Origin of the sequence: Acinetobacter sp. 8I-beige (assembly GCF_902505955.1) — a bacterium.
Taxonomy (GTDB): Bacteria; Pseudomonadota; Gammaproteobacteria; order Pseudomonadales; family Moraxellaceae; genus Acinetobacter; species Acinetobacter johnsonii.
The window spans coordinates 272,577-290,938 of record NZ_LR732790.1 but is presented as its reverse complement, the minus strand read 5'-3'; the positions used below and the strand labels follow the sequence as shown (position 1 = coordinate 290,938).

The following is an 18,362-nucleotide window of genomic DNA, read 5'->3' as shown; positions in this document are numbered from 1 at the left end:
ATGTCATTTATTTTAGGTCTGACAGGCGGGATTGGCAGTGGAAAATCTGCCGCAAGCCACTGGTTTGAACAACAAGGCATACAAGTGGTCGATGCCGATGTCGTTGCTCGAGAAATTGTTGCTGTAGGTCTGCCTGCACTTCAGCAAATTCGAAGCAGCTTCGGCGAGTGGGCCTTACTGGACAATGGCGAACTGAATCGACGCGCTTTACGTGAACACATTTTTCAGGACCCGTCTGCCCGTAAGCAATTGGAAAAGATCACCCACCCTGCAATTCGTCAGTCCATCATGCAACAATTACAAGCTGCAACCAGCCCTTATGCGATTTTGGTTTCACCGCTACTTTTTGAAACTAATCAGCATGAACTGACGCAACATACGCTTCTGATCGATGCTTCAATTGATATCCAGATTCTCCGCGCTTCACAGCGCGACCATCAAACCATTGAGCAAATTCAAACCATCATTAAAGCGCAAATGTCCCGTGAACAAAAACAAGCGTTGGCCGATGATATTGTGGTAAATGATGGACACTTGGAACACTTATACGCACAACTCAGACCGTTGCATTTAAAATATTTGGCCCATTCAGAAGCCTAAAAAAAGCAGTCAATTATGACTGCTTTTTTTGTTGTGCGAGTTGAGCTTTCAGACTGTCTTGCCGTATCCAACGCCACGGCTGCAAGGCCCCGACACCCATTCCTGCAAGACCACATAAAATCGCAACACTCAAAGGCTCATTGAGCAAAGGAACCGCAATAATCGCAGCAATAAAAGGCGCCAAAGTCACAATACTGCCTGTTTTAAATGCCCCCAAACGCTTAATGGCTTCCACATAAGTGAGGGTCGCCACGATGACCACAAACACACCATGAAATACCACCTGAGCAATCAATTGCACAGGTTGCACATGCGCTATGGTTTTGGGTAGGAATAAAACATAAATCGGCACAAAAATAATCGCAGCCCAAACCGCAACACCAGCCATGGAGTGCCATGCCGACAGTTTCCATTGTCTCAATAAAACGGTAAATGTTCCCCACAGCACAGCACTGAGGAAAAACAAGCCATCACCTAAACTAAAAGCAATACCTGTTTCTTGATACATCAGTCCACTCATGGCCGTCAGTGCGAGCAACATAATACTGAGGCTGAGCCAAGTATGCCGGTCAAATGGTTGTCGAAATAGCAGATAAGCTGCAACAGCTGTACAAAGTGGAATGCAGCCATTGAGAAAGATCGCAGCATGTGCCGCAGGCACATAATGAAAAGCGCTATAAGCGGTGATGCAGTAACACACCCCTCCAATCATCGCCAAAATAAAAGGCTCTTTCTTCCACAAAAAGGCGGTATCTTTTTTATAGATCAAGATTGGCATTAAGATGGAAAACGCCAAGAGAAAACGTAAGGCGGTAATATCCCACGCACCAATACCCCAATTGGCACTGAGCCGCGCCGTTAAGGTAAATCCCCCCCAAATACACATGGTGATGGCAATAAATACATAGCCTTGTTTTTGAGGGGTCATCATTGTGTTTACATTGAATCAGGAATTAAAAAATCTTAGACATTACGTTGACGGCATGCTTCATACAAAGCCATACCCGTTGCTACACTGACATTCAAACTTTGTAGATTTCCTGCCATCGGAATATAAACCGTTTGATCGCATTGAGACTGGGTAATTGGACGCAGACCAGTATCTTCAGCACCCATCACCACACATACAGCCGTTCCAGTAAAATCGAACTGTTGTAGCGGCAAAGCTTTTTCATCCAACATGGTACCGACCACACGCACATTAAACTCATCTTTAATTTGCGCTAAAGTCCGAGCCAAATTGGTCACTTGGATAAATTTAACTTTTTCAGCACCACCTGCCGCAACTTTGCGCGCGGTCGGGGTCAAACTTGCAGAACGATCACGAGGCACAATCACGGCCTCAACGCCCATTGCAGCCGCGGTACGGATACATGCGCCGAGATTATGCGGATCGGTGACTTGATCTAAACCCAGTAATAAACAATTTGGCGATTGTTTCAGTAAGGCTTCTAAATCTTTTTCATTGAAAACTGGATTAGGACGGACCGCAGCCACAACTCCTTGGTGGAACGGCAAGCCAGCCATTTTTTCTAATCGATCACGACCCGTTTGTTGTACGCTAATACCAAACGGTTCAGCCAACTCAAGTACGCGCTTTAAACGCTGGTCATCACGCCCTTTTAAAGTAAAAAGCGTCAGTACACGTTCAGGTTCAAGTTCCAACAATGACTCCACCGAATGAACGCCATAGAAATATTCAGGTTTAGCCATGTAGGACCTCTAAAAGATAAATGACCATCGACACGATGTGCCAAAAATAAAAATCCTGTAAAGCTGACTTTACAGGATTGCTGTGCAACGGATAGTTTAACCGATTTCGCTTGAAATTACTTGGCGAGTATCGGTTGAAAGCTTAACCTTCTAAATGACACACGTAGTCCAACACTTCGTCGGTTTCAATTTTAAAACGACTATTGCCAGGCACATAAAAAGACTGACCTGCGCGGAACAATTCGCTCTCTTCGCTGTCAGCAATTTGTACACGACATTCGCCTGAAATAATTTCCATACGCTCTGCTACATGTGTTTCAAACGTCAAAGCTTGCTCTGTCGGAAGAATAACCCCTAACGTTTTTTTGGTGCCATCTTCAAATTGCACAGTATGACTGATGCATAAACCGCCAAAATAAACATTGGATTTTTTAATGACAGAGACATGGTCGAACTGAGTTGACATGCGTACACTCCAGATAATGCGCATTTATATTCGTATTGATTCGCTAGTTTAAAGATGTGCGATTAACTAATCAATCGATGTTTTATTCCCCTCAATCAATATTTTGTTAAAGTCCGACCATCGTACAATTGCCTCACTTTCTAGCCTATTTTGGCGTGTTTTTTGCCGATGCGATCCGTTCCCTGAGTCGTACTCTTTCTGTATACATCGCATACCCACATGTTTGTGCTGAGTTTGCTATAAAAGTCGGATTAAAAAAAATCTGCTAGGTCGACTTTCAGATTCACGCTAAAATAAGCCGACTTTGCACAAAACGAATAGCGTTGCCGTCTTGTCGGCTGAATAAAACTTCACTATCTTAAACTAAAACTTTTCGCAGCTCGGATGCGTTTATGCTGACACATTTAACTTTAATTAATTTTGCTTTAGCCGATCACTTAGCACTTGATATCGATCAAGGTTTTAATGTCCTGACTGGGGAAACAGGTGCAGGCAAATCATTATTGCTAGATGCACTGTCCGCCTGTCTGGGAGAACGTACCGATACCAACTATGTTCGTTTCGGTTCAGACAAAGCCGATGTCACCGCTATTTTCAGTTATCAAGAGCACAGCCCTGAAGCCATATGGCTAAAGGCACATGAGTTAGATGATGAGTCCGGAGAAATTCATCTAAGACGGGTTATTTTTGCCACTGGCCGCAGCAAAGCATGGATTAATGGTCGTCCGAGCAGCTTAGCTGAATTGAAAGAAATCGGGCGTTTGCTGGTACAGCTGTATAGTCAACACAGTCAACAACAGCTATTAGAGCCGCCTTATCCAAGACGCTGGTTAGACCTCTATCATAACTTCTACCCAGAAGCGCAAGCTGTGCGTGAAGCCTATAGCACATGGCAAAAAGACATTCGTCAGCACCAAGCAGCATTGGATGCTCAAGCCACGCGTAAACAACGTATGGATACTTTGAGTTTACAATTAGAAGAACTCGAAGATGTGGTGCAAATCGACTATAAAGAGATTGAACAAGAATTCGACCGCTTGTCGCATCATGAAAATATCATGCAGGACTGTAGTTATGCCGTTACGGCCTTAGATGATGCTGAACAAAATATTAATCAAGAAATTTCCAGTATTATTCGTCGCTTAGAATCACATGCAGGACGTAGTGAACAGTTGGCCGAGATTCATACTTCTTTGCTGAATGCACAAAGTGAGCTTGACGATGCCACGGCTAATCTCCGTCAGTTTATTGACCGTCAAAGTTATGACCCAGAACGTATGGAAGAGTTGAACACCCAGCTTGAGATGTTCCACCGTTTTGCCCGTAAGTACCGCACGCAGCCAGAACACTTAAAACAAGAACATGAACAATGGCAATCTGAACTGGCACAACTCCATTTATTAGAAGACCCAGAAACACTTGCTGAGCAAGTTGAAATCTCGTATGTGGACCTGTTAAGTAAAGCCCAGCACCTCGACCAAATTCGTCGCGATGCAGCCGCACCATTGGCAAAATATTTAACCGAACAAGTCAAACAATTGGCTCTGCCTGAAGCGCACTTTGAGTTTAAGTTTGAACCAATGGAGCAGGTTTCTAGTGAAGGCCTAAGTTTTATCCAATTGCTGTTCACTGCCAACAAAGGCATCCCACCGCAACCTTTGGCCAAAGTTGCCTCAGGGGGGGAGTTGTCACGTATCGCGTTGGTGATGCAAGTGATGAATGCTGAAAAAACTGAAGCTGAAGTTTTAGTCTTCGATGAAATTGACGTCGGCATTAGTGGTGGCACAGCCGAAATTGTTGGTCGTCTCTTGGCCGACTTGGGTTCGCATGTGCAAATTCTGTGTATTACCCACCAAGCTCAAGTTGCAGCACAGTCCGACCAGCACTTGTTGGTGAAAAAACGTCAAACCGACCCTGCCAGTAGCACCATTTTAAACTTAGAAGAAGATGAACGTATCGATGAGCTCGCACGTATGACAGGTGGCGTTGAAATCAATGACACTACGCTACAACACGCCAAGCAATTACGTCAGTTGAAGTTTCAATCCGCCTAATTTATGTAGACTGGATCACAAAAAAAGATTTGGAGAAAGTGCATTAGTCTAGTAACGTGGTAGATAACAACATTTGACTAGAAGCATTTTAATTTCAAGGAGAAGCCTTTAGGTGAGCAAACAATATCTGACGCATCGCTGTCTCATTGCCCCACCCGATATGGCAGATGAAGTCTTTGCCCATACCGTGATTTATTTGGCCCGACACGATGAGGAAGGCGCTCAAGGCATCATCATCAACCGCCCCTCAGGACTTTCAGTCAAAGAACTGCTCAATGATCTTGAAATTGAAGCCGATCACGTACGACCACACGATGTTCTACAAGGTGGGCCTTTGCGTCCAGAAGCTGGCTTTGTTTTACATACGGGCCAGCCGACATGGCACTCTTCCATTGCGGTGGGGGAAAATATCTGTATCACCACATCTAAAGATATTTTAGATGCGATTGCGCATAATGAAGGTGTAGGTCGCTATCAAATTGCTTTGGGCTATACCAGTTGGACCAAAAACCAATTGGAAGATGAGCTGTCTCGTGGTGATTGGTTAGTCTGCGATGCTGATATGGATTTGATTTTTAATATTCCTTATGACGACCGTTGGGACGCAGCCTATAAAAAGCTCGGGCTGGACCGAACCTGGTTGTCTTCTGAGATTGGACATGCCTGATTTAAACACACCTCAAATGATTATGGCATTTGACTTCGGTACACAAAAAATGGGCATGGCAGTCGGTCAAGCATTGATTGAAAGTGCAACGCCTTTGGCTTTGTTTCCAATGAAAGATGGCATCCCCAATTGGGATGAACTGCATAAAATTATTAAACAATATCAACCCAATGTATTTTTAGTCGGTTTACCACTCAATATGGATGATAGCGAGTCGGAATTATCTGCTCGAGCACGTAAGTTCGCACGTCGTTTACGTCATCAGACCAATATTGAAACATGGATGGTGGATGAACGCTTAAGTACTCGTGCAGCCCGTGATGAGCTGAGCCATTACCATGCGCAAGGTCGAGGAAAAAAACTTTCTGCTGATAGCCTTGCCGCAACCTTGTTTATTGAAAGCTGGTATCGCGATCCTGAAGGTCTTACGCCTTAACAAGACTTTCTTAAAACAGATGACATGGGTTTTATGATTGGAGTTGTACCTCAACACATCAAATAGCGTTCTAAAAAAGCATCCTCATCGGATGCTTTTTTTGAAATGAACAAAGGCCAATTTAGTACTGTGACTCGGTAATATGTACCGTTACGGTTCTCCCCGCGACAAAGGCCAATTCATTTTTAGGGATATCATCCAGTGCAATTTTCACAGGAACGCGCTGCGCTAAGCGTACCCAACTAAAAGTTGGGTTTACATTGGCCAATAAACCTGTACTTGTAGTTCGTTCACGATCTTCAATGCCTGAAGCAATCCCCTGCACATGCCCTTTTAAGATGTTTGAGTCGCCCATCAACTGTACAGTCGCAGGCGCACCGAGATAAATTTTATTTAACTTAGTTTCTTCAAAATAACCGACCACATAAAGCTGCGAGCGATCTAATAATGCCGCTACCGCTTGCCCCACTTTGACATAATTCCCTGCTTTCATCTCAAAATTAGACAGTGTGCCATCGGCTGGTGCCACGACTTCGGAGCGGTTTAAGTTTAATTCAGCCAAATGTAAATTACTGGTGGCTACATCGATTAACGCCTGTTGCTGCGCAATATTGGCTTTGGCCTGCTGAATCGCCGCTTGCATTTGTTCATGTTCGGCATGCGATTGATCTCGTACGGCAAACATCTGATCTTGTTCTTGCTTTGAAATAGCACCGTCCATCAAATTAGCATAGCGTTCCGCATTTTTATCGGCCAAGTGGCTATTGGCTTGTGATTTGGTCAAATTGGCCTTGCTTTGAAACAGCTCCGCTTCGGCGGCGGCCAAACTGGCTTTGGCTTTAGCCAAGTCTGATTTGGCTTGTTCCACATCAAGCGCCTGACGTGCCACATCAATTTTAAACAGCACCTGCCCTTGTTTGACGCTTTGATTATCATGCACTAAAACTTCTGTGACTAAGCCTGATACATCGGAAGACACTTGAATCACATCGCCACGAACCCGCCCATCACGTGTCCACGGTTCAGCATTATAATAATGCCAAAGATGCACGAGCACTGCGATCGCGATACCCGCAATCAGCACTAAAGTGATGGGACGACTCAGTTTACGCCAATCAAAGGATGCCATTTCTTTTACCTCATTCATTTCAATCAGATGTGAGCTTAGGCAAAGCTCACGATAAAACCCCAATGGACCATGCCAAGCACTGTAATGTAGAGGCATAAATAAAAAATACTGGGTAAAAAAATCCAGCCTTTGTCGACCCAAGGATCGGTCACCCGCATGAGTAACCGTAATACGATGTAGGCCAATACCGCCTGAATGACCAAAACTGGCACATACACACCATAGATATTAAGTTCACCCATCGTTATGCTCCCAGCAAACGAACTTGTGACATTTCGTCCCATGTCGCATGACAAAGACTGCTTTGAATATTATTCAGTGAAACTTGCAAACGCCGAGCAATACTTAGGTCTTGCATCTGTATAAGCTCGGCCTGAATGATCTGAATTTTGTCCAAAATGTGTTGTCTGACCTGTAGGTCGCTATGGTCTAATTCTTTCGCGTGAAAATAAGCATCCATTTGGCTTTGTAGTTCTTGTAGATGCAGCGTGATAGAGACCTGCATAGGCATTTTTTCAATCAGTTCTTGCACCCGAGTTAAATCAATCACCGCACTGGATTCAATCAGGGCCAAATTGATTTTTTGCTTCAAGCGATCGGACTGTACCAACTTGGTATTCAATACGCCTATCCGATCCAACATACTGCGCAAATGCACTCTAAATTCCACCCCATAAGGCAGGTAAAGCGCTTGTCTTATCGCTTTATAATGTAAAGACAGGATGCGCTTGGCGGTAATGTCAGGCGACATCGCACGTACTAAATGAATCACATAGACAGAAATAATGGGGCCAAGCACCGTCCCAATCGATGCATCAAAAAACATTACTTGGTCAAGGTGATAACGGTTTTGCAGGTTTAAGCCCATGACCACACCCATTATCAAAGGTAGCGCCAAACCTGTGAGTGGTGGGTGTAAAAACAACATCAGACAGTACATACAAAAAGGGGCCAACACCACAGCCAACATCCAAAAAGCGCTAATGTGCGGAAAGATGCCATAAGCATAAATAAAGACAATAATCGCCGCATACAGACTGGCACGGATAAAGATTTTTAAGGCAGGAACAGGATTGTCCATACTGGTGAGAATACAGGCACAAATAGCGGCCATCTCTGCCATCATAAAACCCGCTTTCCAACCACTAACAATCCAAAAGCCAGTCGCCACAAGCACCACAATAAAAGCTGAAATGCCGCCACGTACGGCTACACCATGATCTCGATGTAAGTTGGGATAGTTGGTACTAATCGGGGTCACGATTGCGGGTAAGCTGTCATCCCCCTGTTGGATACGCTGCCAAATCAACTTAATGGCACGTATATTTTGGATGAAATGACGCACATCCATTTTTAAACTGGCCAACATGACTTGCTGCTGTGGCAAGGCACTGTCAAATACGGCTTGGAAACTTGACTCAAACTGCTCAGGTAGCTGGTTTAAGTCCTGCTCTAAAATGACCTGATCACTTTGTAAAAATTTTACAATCTGTGCATGCGCCTTTTCTAAAGCTGGACGGTAGCGTGAGTCAATGTGATCTAACTGCTGAATTCGCTCGGCCATGGCCACCAAGTTCGTCACCAACATACTGAGTTGATGCAGCATTTCTTGGAGCGGTTTGGTCATGCCCTGCAAGGTCGATTTTTCATAGCTCAAGTGCACGGCCATCACATGAATATCGGCAATATCCCGCGTGATATGACTAAGCGTAGTGCTGTAATTAATGGCCTTAACATCATCTGTCAGGATCTGATCAAAAACCGCTCGGGTGTCTTGAAAAGTCTGTGAAACACGGGTTTTGACTACGGGACCAATATGCATGGGAAACAGTACCGCATTCACCACTGCACTACACAGTACTCCCACCGTGATTTCAATACAGCGCCCAATCGCCATATCAAACATGGAAGTGGTTTCAATGTTATAGACAATGTTGTAGCAAATAATGACCGTGGTATAGCCCGCCAACATAAAAATATAGCTACGCGGCGTCCGATCCAACAATGAAAAATATAGACAAAACCCGACCCATGTGGCTAAAAATAATGTGAACAATTCTGGGGTATTGATCAGGTTGGGCGTGACTGCAATCGAAACAATCGCCCCCAACAATGTTCCCAACACCCGATAAAGACTTTTTGAGGAGGTCATACCCGCATATGGGTTTGCGATGACGAAGACCGTTCCAATCGCCCAAATGGGATAAGCCAAATCTAATGAAAATGCGACATAAAGTGAAAGCATGCCTGCCAAAAAGGTTTTCGTCGCAAAAATCCAGTCCAATTTATTTGGACGGAATGCGAGTAACTGTTTGGTGAGGAACATAAATTCATCTCTAAATGCGCTGAATGACAACATTTAAACAACTCTTCAACACAGCATTGCTCAGACAAACAGCATCACTTCGTCCTCACCTCATGCGAAGACGGATGAAAAAATGATTCAAATAAATGAAGTCTTTTACAAACATGGTCAAAGACAGCGCCATGTTGAAAGGAAAGAAAATAGCTCAATAAATAACAAAATCATTATTCATTAAAAGACATTTATAATGATAATTTTTCCAAAAATATGGATTTTTGTCAATTAAAATATCTTAATATGATAATCCACATGTTTTTAAGATCATATTTCACCCTTTTTATTGCATTACAAATGCTGATAAAAGTCCACGAAAGCCATGCACCCAGAACGAAAGCCATGTCGAGTCTAGGGTTTTTGTTATATAGTAACTGTCGCTCAAATGGCATTTATTTTGACTAAGTAGGTTCTTATGGCACTTTCAAGTTTCGGTAAAATTCTCACTGTCTTAGACCTCTTTTCTGTGTCACGCCCGATTATCAATGTCGATATCATCAGTGCCGAACTGGGGCTATCACAACCCACCAGTTACCGTTATTTAAAGGAATTGGTATCTGCAGGACTTTTACAGCGCTTAAGCGGAACCAGCGGTGACTATACTTTAGGCTCTCAAATTGCTGTTTTGGACTATATCTCTCGAACCACAGACCCACTCTTACAAATCAGCATTCCTTTTATGCAAGACATCGTTGAGCGAACGGAGTTTTGCTGTATCCTCACCCAGCTCAACGCAGAGCACTGTATTGATCTATATGGTGAAGTCTTTAAAGACCTTGAGTTATTTTCTTATGGGCGTGGTTGCCCACGTCCCGTGTATTTGGGTTCATCGCCTAAAGTAGTGATTTCACAGCTCAGCAAAGCTAAAATTATTGAATATTATCAAAAGTTTTCGGCTCAACTGGCCGAGGTCAATTTTGCCGCGAGCCAAGATGAATTTTTACAGAAAATGAAAGCCATTAAGAAACAGGGCTATTATTTTTCCAATGGCGAGTTTGACCCCAACCTTGCCAGTCTGTCTGTACCAGTCAAATTTTCACCCAAAGATACACCGTTGGCACTGACCTTATTGGCTTCAAAAAATCGGTTTGAATTTGTCGATCTGAAAAAAATGGTTGAAATATTAAGACATAGCGCCTTACAGATCGAACAAAAATGTCATCTGCTGCATAATATTGAGGCTTAACTCAACTTAGCTTTGAAGCACTGGATAGAAATAGCGAAAGGTTAAATTCAGACGTGGCTCAGTGATTTTGCTGGATTTCATCAAAGCATGTTTCCAGTAGCGCTGGGTCTGTCCACGCATCACGATTAATTGTCCGCTGTGCAACATCAGCTCGATTTTTTCCTGTTTAAACTTGTGCTTAAAGCAAAACTTACGGGTTGCACCAAAACTGAGTGAGGCAATCACCACATTTTCTTGCTGCGGCGAACGTAGTGAAGGCTCATCATCACTATGCCAGCCCACGGCTTGGCTGCCATTTTCATATAAATTGGCTAGACATGAGTTAAATGAATGTCCCACCAATTGCTCAATATGTTGTTTTAAACGAAACAAAGCGGGATGCCATAACTGTGCTTGCTTGGCACTACCCGAATAGTGATATTGGTACTCGGCATCGCCATACCACACCACTTTTCGCTCCGTGACATAACGTTTGCCATACAGTACGACTTCGTCAGGTCGCCATGCCAAATGTGCTAAAAAATAATCCAAATATTTCGTACTTTGCTCCGCAGTTAAAATCAAGCCCAAGTCCTGCACCTGCCCATCGAATGGGAGCAAGTTTGCTTGCGGTTCAGGGCTAAATAGATCTAAGGTCATGACTTTTCCTCCTCTGTAAACAGTTTAACTGAATTCAGAACGACACAAATCAAAACAAAGTCACAGCTTGTCGCCTAGCCTCCTTATGCATACACTCATGTGAACTTTCACAATAAAAAGAAGCATGTATGAACCTTTGGCAGTTGTTTCAAAAGCTTCGCCCCTTTGTCCGCCCCTATCGGATATTGGTGATTGCGACCTTGATTCTGACGCTGATTGGTTCCTTCACCGCGCAGGTCAATGCCCTGACTTTGCAATATGCCGTCGACAGTATCAACCGTCTGGTCGAACAAGGCCAAGGACTGACCGAAGGCCTCCATATTTTGATCACCATTTCTGTGATTTTACTCAGCAAAGAAGTCATTAGTGCCTTGATCCAGTTTGGTCAAAAGTTTTATGGGGAAAAGCTCCGCATTCTGGTATCGCAAGATTTGGCGCAAAGCATTATCGAAAAATTTCTCAGCTACCGTTTGGCCTTTTTTAATGCCGATCAGAACCAAGCAGGTAAGCTACAAACGCGGATTGACCGTGGCATTGGCTCACTCACCCGTCTGGTACAAATCTTTTTTATCGATATTTTGCCACTTTTTAGCAGTGCCATTGTGGCACTCGGGCTGATGTACTATGCCAACTTCTACGTCGGTTTAGTGGCGACCAGTATTATCCCGATTTACTTTTGGTTGACCTTTCAACAAGCTAAGAAACTGGGCGGATGGCGACGTAATTTGCGTGATGGCCGTGAAAAAAAGAGCCAAGGCATTCTCAGTATTATCCAGTCGATTAGCGTGATTAAGTCCTTTAACCGAGAGTCCATTGAGTCGACCAAACAACTGAAACTGCAAAAAGCACTGACCGATAACCAGATGCAAACGCGTCAGCTCAGTTTCTTATTTGATGGCTTAAAGACCTTTATTGAACAAATCGGGATTGTGTTGATCATTATCCTCACGGCGTACTTTGTGCTCGATGGACAAATGAGCATTGGTATGATCATGTTTCATATTTTGCTGTTCAATAATGTCTCCGCCCCAATTCGTTCATTGCACCGTATTTATGATGAAGTGAATGATGCGATGATTTACGCGGAAAGCTTTTTTAAGATTTTAGAAGCAGATGATGAAATCGAGCAAAGTGGTACGCTCAAACCCACAATTCAGGGTAAATTTACCCTAAAGAATGTCGATTTTTTCTATCCGAATGGTCACCATGCGCTTAAACAAGTCAACATGGAAATTCGACCAAATAAAATCACAGCGTTGGTGGGCTTATCTGGTGCAGGAAAATCCACTTTAATTAGCCTATTAGATAAATTTTATCGGCCCGAAGCCGGAAAAATTGAGCTCGACGGAATTGATTTACAAGACATCGACACCGCCTATTTACGCGATCATATTGGCCTTGTCTTACAGAAAAATCACATTTTCCAAGGCAGTATTTTAGACAATATTCGTTATGGAAAAATCAATGCCAGTGATGAAGAAGTCTACGCTGCCGCAGAAAAAGCCTCTATTCATGAACAAATTTTGCAGTTACCCGCAGCTTACCAATCTGACGCACTGATGCTTTCAGGTGGACAACAACAGCGCATTGCACTGGCACGTATGTTCCTCAAAGACCCACCGATTATTTTTCTCGATGAACCGACCGCCAGCCTCGATGCGATTGCTAGCGAACAAATTAAACATAGCCTCGATGAGATCAAACAAGGGCGAACGGTGATTATTATTTCGCATAGTTTGTCACAAATTATCGATGCCGATTATACCTATGTCATGAAGGAAGGCTGTATTGCTGAACATGGAGAACATGAAGCGCTGTACCGTCAGGATGGGGTCTATAAGGAAATTTTCGATGCCATGGCCAAGAGCCTCAATATTGAAAAAATTGCCAAGACTTTTGAAGATGATACTGAGGAAGAAACGCATAGTTAGTTCTGGCATAATTTTTTAGAACTAGAATAGGCTTATTAAATAAAGAGTTAAATATGAAAACCGATTTCGAAAAACTATTAGAGAGCAAACATATGCTTGAATTTTTATCTCCCAACCCCTTTGAAGAGATTTTAAATTCAGTTACTAACATGTTTATCCAGCAATCCCCAAGTGTTCAACTGCTTCAATTTAAAATCGCTGGTGACCCTGATTGGTTAAGTGGTGCAAAACCAGCTGACCATCGGAATGATGTGATTTTAGTTCGAACAGGTTTTGCCGTCATGTGTGACTTTTCACTTCAAGATAATGAGGGAGTTTATGATTTAAAGGGTGTATTTACTTGGGTCGGTGCAAATTTAGATAATAAGCCCATCACTAAAATGTGGATGGATCTGGATGGTCATTTAAACGAATTTGGAAAAGATGGGAAACTTCAAGCAAGAATCTACGAACTGGATGCATAAATAACTGATCAAAATGCGGCTATAAGTAAAATTTTTACATTGATATATGCCAAATCATCAAACAAAAACTCCAGCAATTTTGCTGGAGTTTTAAATATAAAAAATACTTAAGGCTGTTTTAAGTAAGGCCAAGCCGCTTTGAGGTAAATAAACATCGACCACAAAGTCAAAATTACCGCGGTATACAACAATGCATAAGCCAACATTTCAAGCGGCTGCCAATTCAGTAAGAACACGGTAATTGCAATCATTTGAAAAGCGGTTTTATATTTCCCGACCGTAGACACAGCTACATTAGTACGTGCACCCAATTCTGCCATCCATTCACGCAGTGCTGACACCGTAATTTCACGGGAAATAATCACAATCGCCGCAAATGCCATCGAAATTTCTGGTTTCCACTGCACCAACACGATCAGTGCGGCTGCCACCATCAATTTATCCGCAACAGGGTCTAAGAAACGCCCAAATGCAGAGGTCTGATTTAAAGTACGCGCCAAATAACCATCGAACCAATCTGTCACCGCTGCAACGACAAAAATAGACGTCAACAAAATATGACGAGACATACTTACCGCTTGTTCAGCGATACCCATTACAGGGGGCCAATAGGCCACCAACAAAAAGACCGGAATCAAGGCAATACGCGCCAAGGTCAAGATATTAGGAATATTCAGGATGCGACCTGTAGTCATAAACACCGCCCGTTGTTTCCCTCATGTACGATGAAAATGCACACTTTTTTGAGGTTTAATCCATCGTTAATAGCGCCCACTTTATACGAATTGACCTGAGGTGTCACTAGGCAAACACGGTAACTGTTTGACGTGAAATTGCAATTAAACGATTCTGATCATCCCACAAATAGGCTGCTTCGGTGGAATATCCATCCGCAGCATATTGCGTTTCAACGTGGTACTTCATCCAATCGTGTAACTGATTTTTCAGCGGATGCACATAGGTCAAATGCCATGTCAGCGAACTGGCGGGTGCCATGCTTTTAAACATCGGTAGCACCCCTGGTGGCCAAATATCCATCGATACCATGAGGTCGGCTACGGTCATGTCTCGATTTTCATGTAAGTCTGGATTAAACCGATACCAGCCTGAAAAGTCAGGCTTTGGACTGGCTGTACACGGATACTGTCCTGTCACCCAAACCATATCCAGCTGCTTAAAACACTCAGGTGCAAGCGGATGATGCGGCGCTGTTGTAAGACCATCAACCGATGGAAACGCTGGTGCTACAGGTTCTTGATGAACATGGATACTCGATTCACGCTGTGTCCCGAAGCTTGCCACTAAAATACTTTGAACTGCATCATCCTGCCATAAACGTACTTCCAAGGTCGTAACCGACTTACCTTGACGTAGAATCTCGCTGGTTAAACGAACTTTGGCCTGTTGTACTGGGCCAACAAAAGTCACGCTACAACTGAGTAAATGCTTCGTGTCATCAGCAAGAGTCAACAATGCTTTTTGCATCATTAAACCTGCGACCAGTCCCCCATAGATCGTGCGTCCTTGTAACCAACCTGTAGGAATATCAATCGATTCTCGTTCTACTAAGGCTTGATAACTGTGTTGAAGTGACATGTGGCATCCTTATTTTAAATTCCGTCCATATCTTTACAATACAATTCAACCAATGTGAATGATCAATGACCCATGCGTCAATGAGCACTTTTGCCATCGCAGTAGATGCTGTGCTATTCATGCAAGACTTTATAAATAGTACGCGCCATCACTTCGCCCAAACCGGGGACTAGGGTTAAGTCTTTCTCGGAGGCCTTCAACACCCCTTGAATCCCGCCAAAGTGCGTCAACAAATCGCGGCGGCGTTTCGGCCCCAAACCCGGAATCACTTCCAAAATCGATGAACCCCGTTTTTTATCGCGTTTGGCTCGGTGCTTGGTTATCGCAAAGCGATGCGCCTCATCACGCACCTGTTGAATCAAATGCAACGCTTTATGATCTTCAGGCAACTGAATTTTAGTTCCATCGGTAAAGTGTAGGGTTTCAAGGCCCGGTTTACGCCCCTCGCCTTTTGACACCCCGACCATAAAGGCCTCTAAACCTAGCTCTTGCATGACTTCCATCGCCATATGCAACTGCCCTTTACCACCATCAATCAGCAGTAAATCAGGCAGCATGGCTTTTTTATAACGACGGGTCAGCGCTTGACGCATTGCGGCATAGTCATCACCCGCGGTAATGTCTTGAATTGAAAACTGACGATAATCGCGCTTACGAATGCCGCCACTGTCGAATACCACACAGGAAGCCACGGTTTCTTCGCCCATGGTATGTGAGATATCAAAACATTCGATCCGATCAATCGGACGTCCCACCACTTGTTCAAGCTGATGGAAACGCTCATTCAGCTCAAAGTGATTGGCCAATTGCCCTTTGATCGCATGCTGCACATTCATCTGTGCCAGCTCTAACCACTCTGCACGTGTCTCACGCACGCTATGTTTAATCTGTACTTTCTTATCAAACTGTTGTTGTAACGCTTGTTCCAGTTCTTTTCGATCGGGCAATTCGACATTTACAATCAACTCACTGGGTACTTCATCCGCTACTTGGAAATAAAAGTTCGCTATGAAGTCGGCCAGCATTTGCCCCAAATCATCTCCGAGCATATCTGGAAAATAACTTTTTCCTCCGAGCATTTTCCCGTTGCGCACATGCATAATCTGCACACAGGTCACCCCCGCCTGATAGGCAATCGCTAAAATATCGGCCTCACCTTTGAGCTTATAAATAGCTTGTTGTGACTGGACATCCCGCAGCAGCGCCATACGATCACGGTAAAACACCGCTTTTTCAAATTCTAAGGCTTCGGCCGCTTGCTCCATTTTCGCAATCAGTTCTTGATTCAGCTCTTTGGTGTCCCCTTGTAAAAAACGAATCGAGTTATCGACATCATTTTTATACTCTTCAGGGCTAATGAGTCCTACACACGGCGCTGAACAACGTTTGATTTGATACTGCAAACAAGGACGCTTACGCTGTGAAAAATAGCTATTTTCACACTGACGAACATTAAACAGCTTTTGCAAAACCAACAAAGTATCCCGTGCATTATAAGCACTCGGATACGGCCCAAAGAACTTTCCAACTTGGTGTTTGCCTTTGCCCCGACCCGATGCAATCCGTGGATACGGTTTGTCGGCAGAGACAAAGATATACACATAGGATTTATCGTCCCTGAGCATAATGTTATACGGAGGACGGTGCAGCTTAATCAGGTTTTGTTCAAGCAGCAGTGCTTCAGTTTCGGAACGAACGACTAAGGTTTCGATGTCATAAATACGCGCCACCAAAGCCTGCGTCTTCGGGTGCTCAATGGTTTTGACAAAATAACTCGAGACACGATTTTTTAAATTTTTCGCTTTACCCACATACAGCAGTTCACCGTCTTTGCCGAGCATGCGATAAACGCCCGGCAGTGTGGTCATATTGGCTAAAATTTTTTCGATATGTTCTCGTGCGTTTTCGTTCACAGGATTCCCTAATTTTCTCGGCTCGCCGTCAACTGTTCTGCTTAGGCTTAGCCTTTGATCTGTCTTTTAGATTGGGCAGATCTGACACATTTCAAGCTTATTGCTAGTGCGTTTCAAAACCAGTCCGCTGGTAAAAGACATTGATACTGAGATTGAAGGCTTACTCCAAATCCATCGCTTCAAAATCGATCCGTTCAAACACACCTTGTTCATTGCGGGCAAAGTGACTTCCCGCAGGCGCATTTAAGTGAGCAATGATGTCCGCATCATAGTTGGCAATCACATTGACCTCATAAAAACCTAAATTTTCAGGGTCTTCAATATAGTCATCTCCTTCTTCACCCGATAAAAACACCCAACCACTTTCATCGCTAGATTGTGCTTCTTCACGGTACATATAAGCCACTTTTAGGCCTTGCACCGTAATCATATCTGATGCGATACAACTCCCCATATGCGGCACTAAAGTTTGAATTTGTGTCGGACTCAATTGATACGACTTCATAAGAATATCCTTCAACGGCAAGTAGACGTTTTGCATGTGGAGGTTTGTGGGAGGAACAGAACTCAAGTTTATTTTACTTTAGTCTTCACGGCATATTTGAGCAAGGCTTTCACTCGCTTAGGCCCGTAAAGCATACAACTTGCCTAAGACTGTATTTATGACAATTTTAACGCAGCTTTAAACGCTACTTTGTCTTTCGGTGACACCAAAATGGTTTTGGTTTGGCTCTGTTTCAAGTATTCAATCTTTAGACGATCCAAAGACAAAGCAGGTGAACTGATGGAATTATCTGTTTCAGAAACCGACTGTATCGCGCTTAAGGGAATGATCCATTTAAAACAGAGACTGCGAATTGTCAGTTGCTCCTGATCGACCACATAGCGGGTACTCCACAGCGGCCACCACAGCAAAACAATAGTCAAAGCATAGACCACAACGAACAAAAGATTTTGCATCAAAATGCCTTTGCCATAGGTGGTTAAAATCAATTGGGCCAACAGGCCTGACATCGCAATAATAAACCCCAAAAACCACCAGTCCATCTTCGAACGAAACTTTTGCACCTTGAAACCTCATGCTTTATCTAAATTATAAGTTGCGATCTTAAAAATGACACAGATACGCACTCATGTTGTTTTTAGTTTTAACTGGATAAAGCATAAAGCCATGCGTGGTTCGAATCCACTGTAAGCCTTGAAATAAAT

19 protein-coding genes are annotated in these 18,362 nt (G+C 43.6%); 7 read left to right on the top strand and 12 right to left on the bottom strand.

Annotation, left to right across the window (positions count from 1 at the left end; translation table 11 throughout):
• On the top strand, positions 1-600 hold the full coding sequence (coaE, locus tag GVX98_RS01435; protein WP_159127064.1) for a dephospho-CoA kinase: 600 nt from the start codon (positions 1-3) through the stop codon (positions 598-600).
• 13 nt (positions 601-613) lie between these two features.
• Here coaE and GVX98_RS01430 read toward each other — a convergent pair whose 3' ends face one another.
• The 3 genes from GVX98_RS01430 to GVX98_RS01420 all read right to left on the bottom strand — a co-directional run bounded on the left by GVX98_RS01430 (position 614) and on the right by GVX98_RS01420 (position 2,779).
• Positions 614-1,531 carry a DMT family transporter gene (locus GVX98_RS01430; protein WP_164836593.1) on the bottom strand — a complete coding sequence of 306 codons (918 nt, stop codon included), beginning with the start codon at positions 1,529-1,531 and terminating at the stop codon, positions 614-616.
• Positions 1,532-1,563: 32 nt separating this feature from the next.
• Positions 1,564-2,313 carry a 23S rRNA (guanosine(2251)-2'-O)-methyltransferase RlmB gene (gene rlmB, locus GVX98_RS01425; RefSeq protein ID WP_004692717.1) on the bottom strand — a complete coding sequence of 250 codons (750 nt, stop codon included), beginning with the start codon at positions 2,311-2,313 and terminating at the stop codon, positions 1,564-1,566.
• 142 nt (positions 2,314-2,455) lie between these two features.
• Positions 2,456-2,779 carry a pyrimidine/purine nucleoside phosphorylase gene (locus tag GVX98_RS01420; RefSeq protein ID WP_004692718.1) on the bottom strand — a complete coding sequence of 108 codons (324 nt, stop codon included), beginning with the start codon at positions 2,777-2,779 and terminating at the stop codon, positions 2,456-2,458.
• A 392-nt stretch (positions 2,780-3,171) separates the two neighbouring features.
• Between GVX98_RS01420 and recN the strand changes: the two genes are divergently transcribed.
• From recN to ruvX, 3 genes are all read left to right on the top strand, one after another.
• A complete protein-coding gene (recN, locus tag GVX98_RS01415) occupies positions 3,172-4,833 on the top strand; it encodes a DNA repair protein RecN (protein WP_159127063.1) in 1,662 nt (553 codons plus the stop codon).
• A 112-nt stretch (positions 4,834-4,945) separates the two neighbouring features.
• On the top strand, positions 4,946-5,500 hold the full coding sequence (locus GVX98_RS01410; RefSeq protein WP_004692720.1) for a YqgE/AlgH family protein: 555 nt from the start codon (positions 4,946-4,948) through the stop codon (positions 5,498-5,500).
• Positions 5,493-5,936: a Holliday junction resolvase RuvX gene (ruvX, locus tag GVX98_RS01405; RefSeq protein WP_062035179.1), complete on the top strand. Its 444-nt coding sequence runs from the start codon at positions 5,493-5,495 to the stop codon at positions 5,934-5,936. Before GVX98_RS01410 ends, ruvX begins: the two co-directional genes overlap by 8 nt.
• Before the next feature lie 121 nt (positions 5,937-6,057).
• Here the strand turns inward: ruvX and GVX98_RS01400 are convergent, their stop codons facing one another.
• From GVX98_RS01400 to GVX98_RS01390, 3 genes are read right to left on the bottom strand one after another with little or no spacing between them, the layout of a single operon-like run.
• Positions 6,058-7,065: an HlyD family secretion protein gene (locus tag GVX98_RS01400; protein WP_159127062.1), complete on the bottom strand. Its 1,008-nt coding sequence runs from the start codon at positions 7,063-7,065 to the stop codon at positions 6,058-6,060.
• A 35-nt stretch (positions 7,066-7,100) separates the two neighbouring features.
• Positions 7,101-7,307 (bottom strand): DUF1656 domain-containing protein, encoded by a 207-nt coding sequence (locus GVX98_RS01395; protein WP_005400946.1) that lies wholly within the window; start codon positions 7,305-7,307, stop codon positions 7,101-7,103.
• Positions 7,308-7,309: 2 nt separating this feature from the next.
• Positions 7,310-9,391 carry an FUSC family protein gene (locus GVX98_RS01390; protein ID WP_159127941.1) on the bottom strand — a complete coding sequence of 694 codons (2,082 nt, stop codon included), beginning with the start codon at positions 9,389-9,391 and terminating at the stop codon, positions 7,310-7,312.
• Between the two features lie 448 nt (positions 9,392-9,839).
• Here GVX98_RS01390 and GVX98_RS01385 point away from each other — a divergent pair, with 448 nt between their 5' ends.
• Positions 9,840-10,610, top strand: a complete 771-nt coding sequence (locus GVX98_RS01385; protein ID WP_004692725.1) for an IclR family transcriptional regulator — start codon at positions 9,840-9,842, stop codon at positions 10,608-10,610.
• Positions 10,611-10,616: 6 nt separating this feature from the next.
• Here the strand turns inward: GVX98_RS01385 and GVX98_RS01380 are convergent, their stop codons facing one another.
• Positions 10,617-11,249, bottom strand: coding sequence for an alpha-ketoglutarate-dependent dioxygenase AlkB (locus tag GVX98_RS01380; protein ID WP_159127061.1), 633 nt, complete (start codon positions 11,247-11,249; stop codon positions 10,617-10,619).
• A 128-nt stretch (positions 11,250-11,377) separates the two neighbouring features.
• Here GVX98_RS01380 and GVX98_RS01375 point away from each other — a divergent pair, with 128 nt between their 5' ends.
• A complete protein-coding gene (locus GVX98_RS01375; protein ID WP_159127060.1) occupies positions 11,378-13,180 on the top strand; it encodes an ABC transporter ATP-binding protein in 1,803 nt (600 codons plus the stop codon).
• Between the two features lie 53 nt (positions 13,181-13,233).
• A complete protein-coding gene (locus tag GVX98_RS01370; RefSeq protein WP_004978728.1) occupies positions 13,234-13,644 on the top strand; it encodes a hypothetical protein in 411 nt (136 codons plus the stop codon).
• Between the two features lie 107 nt (positions 13,645-13,751).
• Here the strand turns inward: GVX98_RS01370 and pgsA are convergent, their stop codons facing one another.
• From pgsA to GVX98_RS01345, 5 genes are all read right to left on the bottom strand, one after another.
• Complete coding sequence (pgsA, locus tag GVX98_RS01365) at positions 13,752-14,339, bottom strand: CDP-diacylglycerol--glycerol-3-phosphate 3-phosphatidyltransferase (protein WP_004692729.1); 588 nt, start codon at positions 14,337-14,339, stop codon at positions 13,752-13,754.
• A gap of 106 nt (positions 14,340-14,445) precedes the next feature.
• Positions 14,446-15,240 (bottom strand): thioesterase family protein, encoded by a 795-nt coding sequence (locus tag GVX98_RS01360; RefSeq protein ID WP_159127059.1) that lies wholly within the window; start codon positions 15,238-15,240, stop codon positions 14,446-14,448.
• Positions 15,241-15,353: 113 nt separating this feature from the next.
• A complete protein-coding gene (gene uvrC, locus GVX98_RS01355; RefSeq protein ID WP_005400952.1) occupies positions 15,354-17,153 on the bottom strand; it encodes an excinuclease ABC subunit UvrC in 1,800 nt (599 codons plus the stop codon).
• 160 nt (positions 17,154-17,313) lie between these two features.
• Entirely contained in the window at positions 17,314-17,658 is a 345-nt protein-coding gene (locus tag GVX98_RS01350) for a DUF2185 domain-containing protein (RefSeq protein WP_078425760.1), read from the bottom strand.
• A 155-nt stretch (positions 17,659-17,813) separates the two neighbouring features.
• Positions 17,814-18,221, bottom strand: coding sequence for a PH domain-containing protein (locus GVX98_RS01345; protein WP_159127058.1), 408 nt, complete (start codon positions 18,219-18,221; stop codon positions 17,814-17,816).
• Between the last annotated feature and the right edge of the window lie 141 nt (positions 18,222-18,362).

What these genes read in the sequence shown, in the direction of transcription:
- GVX98_RS01360 (WP_159127059.1), bottom strand. Translation starts at nt 15,240, where the DNA reads ATGTCACTTCAACACAGTTATCAAGCCTTAGTAGAACGAGAATCGATT.
- GVX98_RS01370 (WP_004978728.1), top strand. Translation starts at nt 13,234, where the DNA reads ATGAAAACCGATTTCGAAAAACTATTAGAGAGCAAACATATGCTTGAA.
- coaE (WP_159127064.1), top strand. Translation starts at nt 1, where the DNA reads ATGTCATTTATTTTAGGTCTGACAGGCGGGATTGGCAGTGGAAAATCT.
- GVX98_RS01385 (WP_004692725.1), top strand. Translation starts at nt 9,840, where the DNA reads ATGGCACTTTCAAGTTTCGGTAAAATTCTCACTGTCTTAGACCTCTTT.
- recN (WP_159127063.1), top strand. Translation starts at nt 3,172, where the DNA reads ATGCTGACACATTTAACTTTAATTAATTTTGCTTTAGCCGATCACTTA.
- GVX98_RS01430 (WP_164836593.1), bottom strand. Translation starts at nt 1,531, where the DNA reads ATGATGACCCCTCAAAAACAAGGCTATGTATTTATTGCCATCACCATG.
- GVX98_RS01395 (WP_005400946.1), bottom strand. Translation starts at nt 7,307, where the DNA reads ATGGGTGAACTTAATATCTATGGTGTGTATGTGCCAGTTTTGGTCATT.
- GVX98_RS01350 (WP_078425760.1), bottom strand. Translation starts at nt 17,658, where the DNA reads ATGAAGTCGTATCAATTGAGTCCGACACAAATTCAAACTTTAGTGCCG.
- pgsA (WP_004692729.1), bottom strand. Translation starts at nt 14,339, where the DNA reads ATGACTACAGGTCGCATCCTGAATATTCCTAATATCTTGACCTTGGCG.
- GVX98_RS01400 (WP_159127062.1), bottom strand. Translation starts at nt 7,065, where the DNA reads ATGGCATCCTTTGATTGGCGTAAACTGAGTCGTCCCATCACTTTAGTG.
- GVX98_RS01390 (WP_159127941.1), bottom strand. Translation starts at nt 9,391, where the DNA reads ATGTTCCTCACCAAACAGTTACTCGCATTCCGTCCAAATAAATTGGAC.
- GVX98_RS01420 (WP_004692718.1), bottom strand. Translation starts at nt 2,779, where the DNA reads ATGTCAACTCAGTTCGACCATGTCTCTGTCATTAAAAAATCCAATGTT.
- GVX98_RS01380 (WP_159127061.1), bottom strand. Translation starts at nt 11,249, where the DNA reads ATGACCTTAGATCTATTTAGCCCTGAACCGCAAGCAAACTTGCTCCCA.
- GVX98_RS01375 (WP_159127060.1), top strand. Translation starts at nt 11,378, where the DNA reads ATGAACCTTTGGCAGTTGTTTCAAAAGCTTCGCCCCTTTGTCCGCCCC.
- rlmB (WP_004692717.1), bottom strand. Translation starts at nt 2,313, where the DNA reads ATGGCTAAACCTGAATATTTCTATGGCGTTCATTCGGTGGAGTCATTG.
- ruvX (WP_062035179.1), top strand. Translation starts at nt 5,493, where the DNA reads ATGCCTGATTTAAACACACCTCAAATGATTATGGCATTTGACTTCGGT.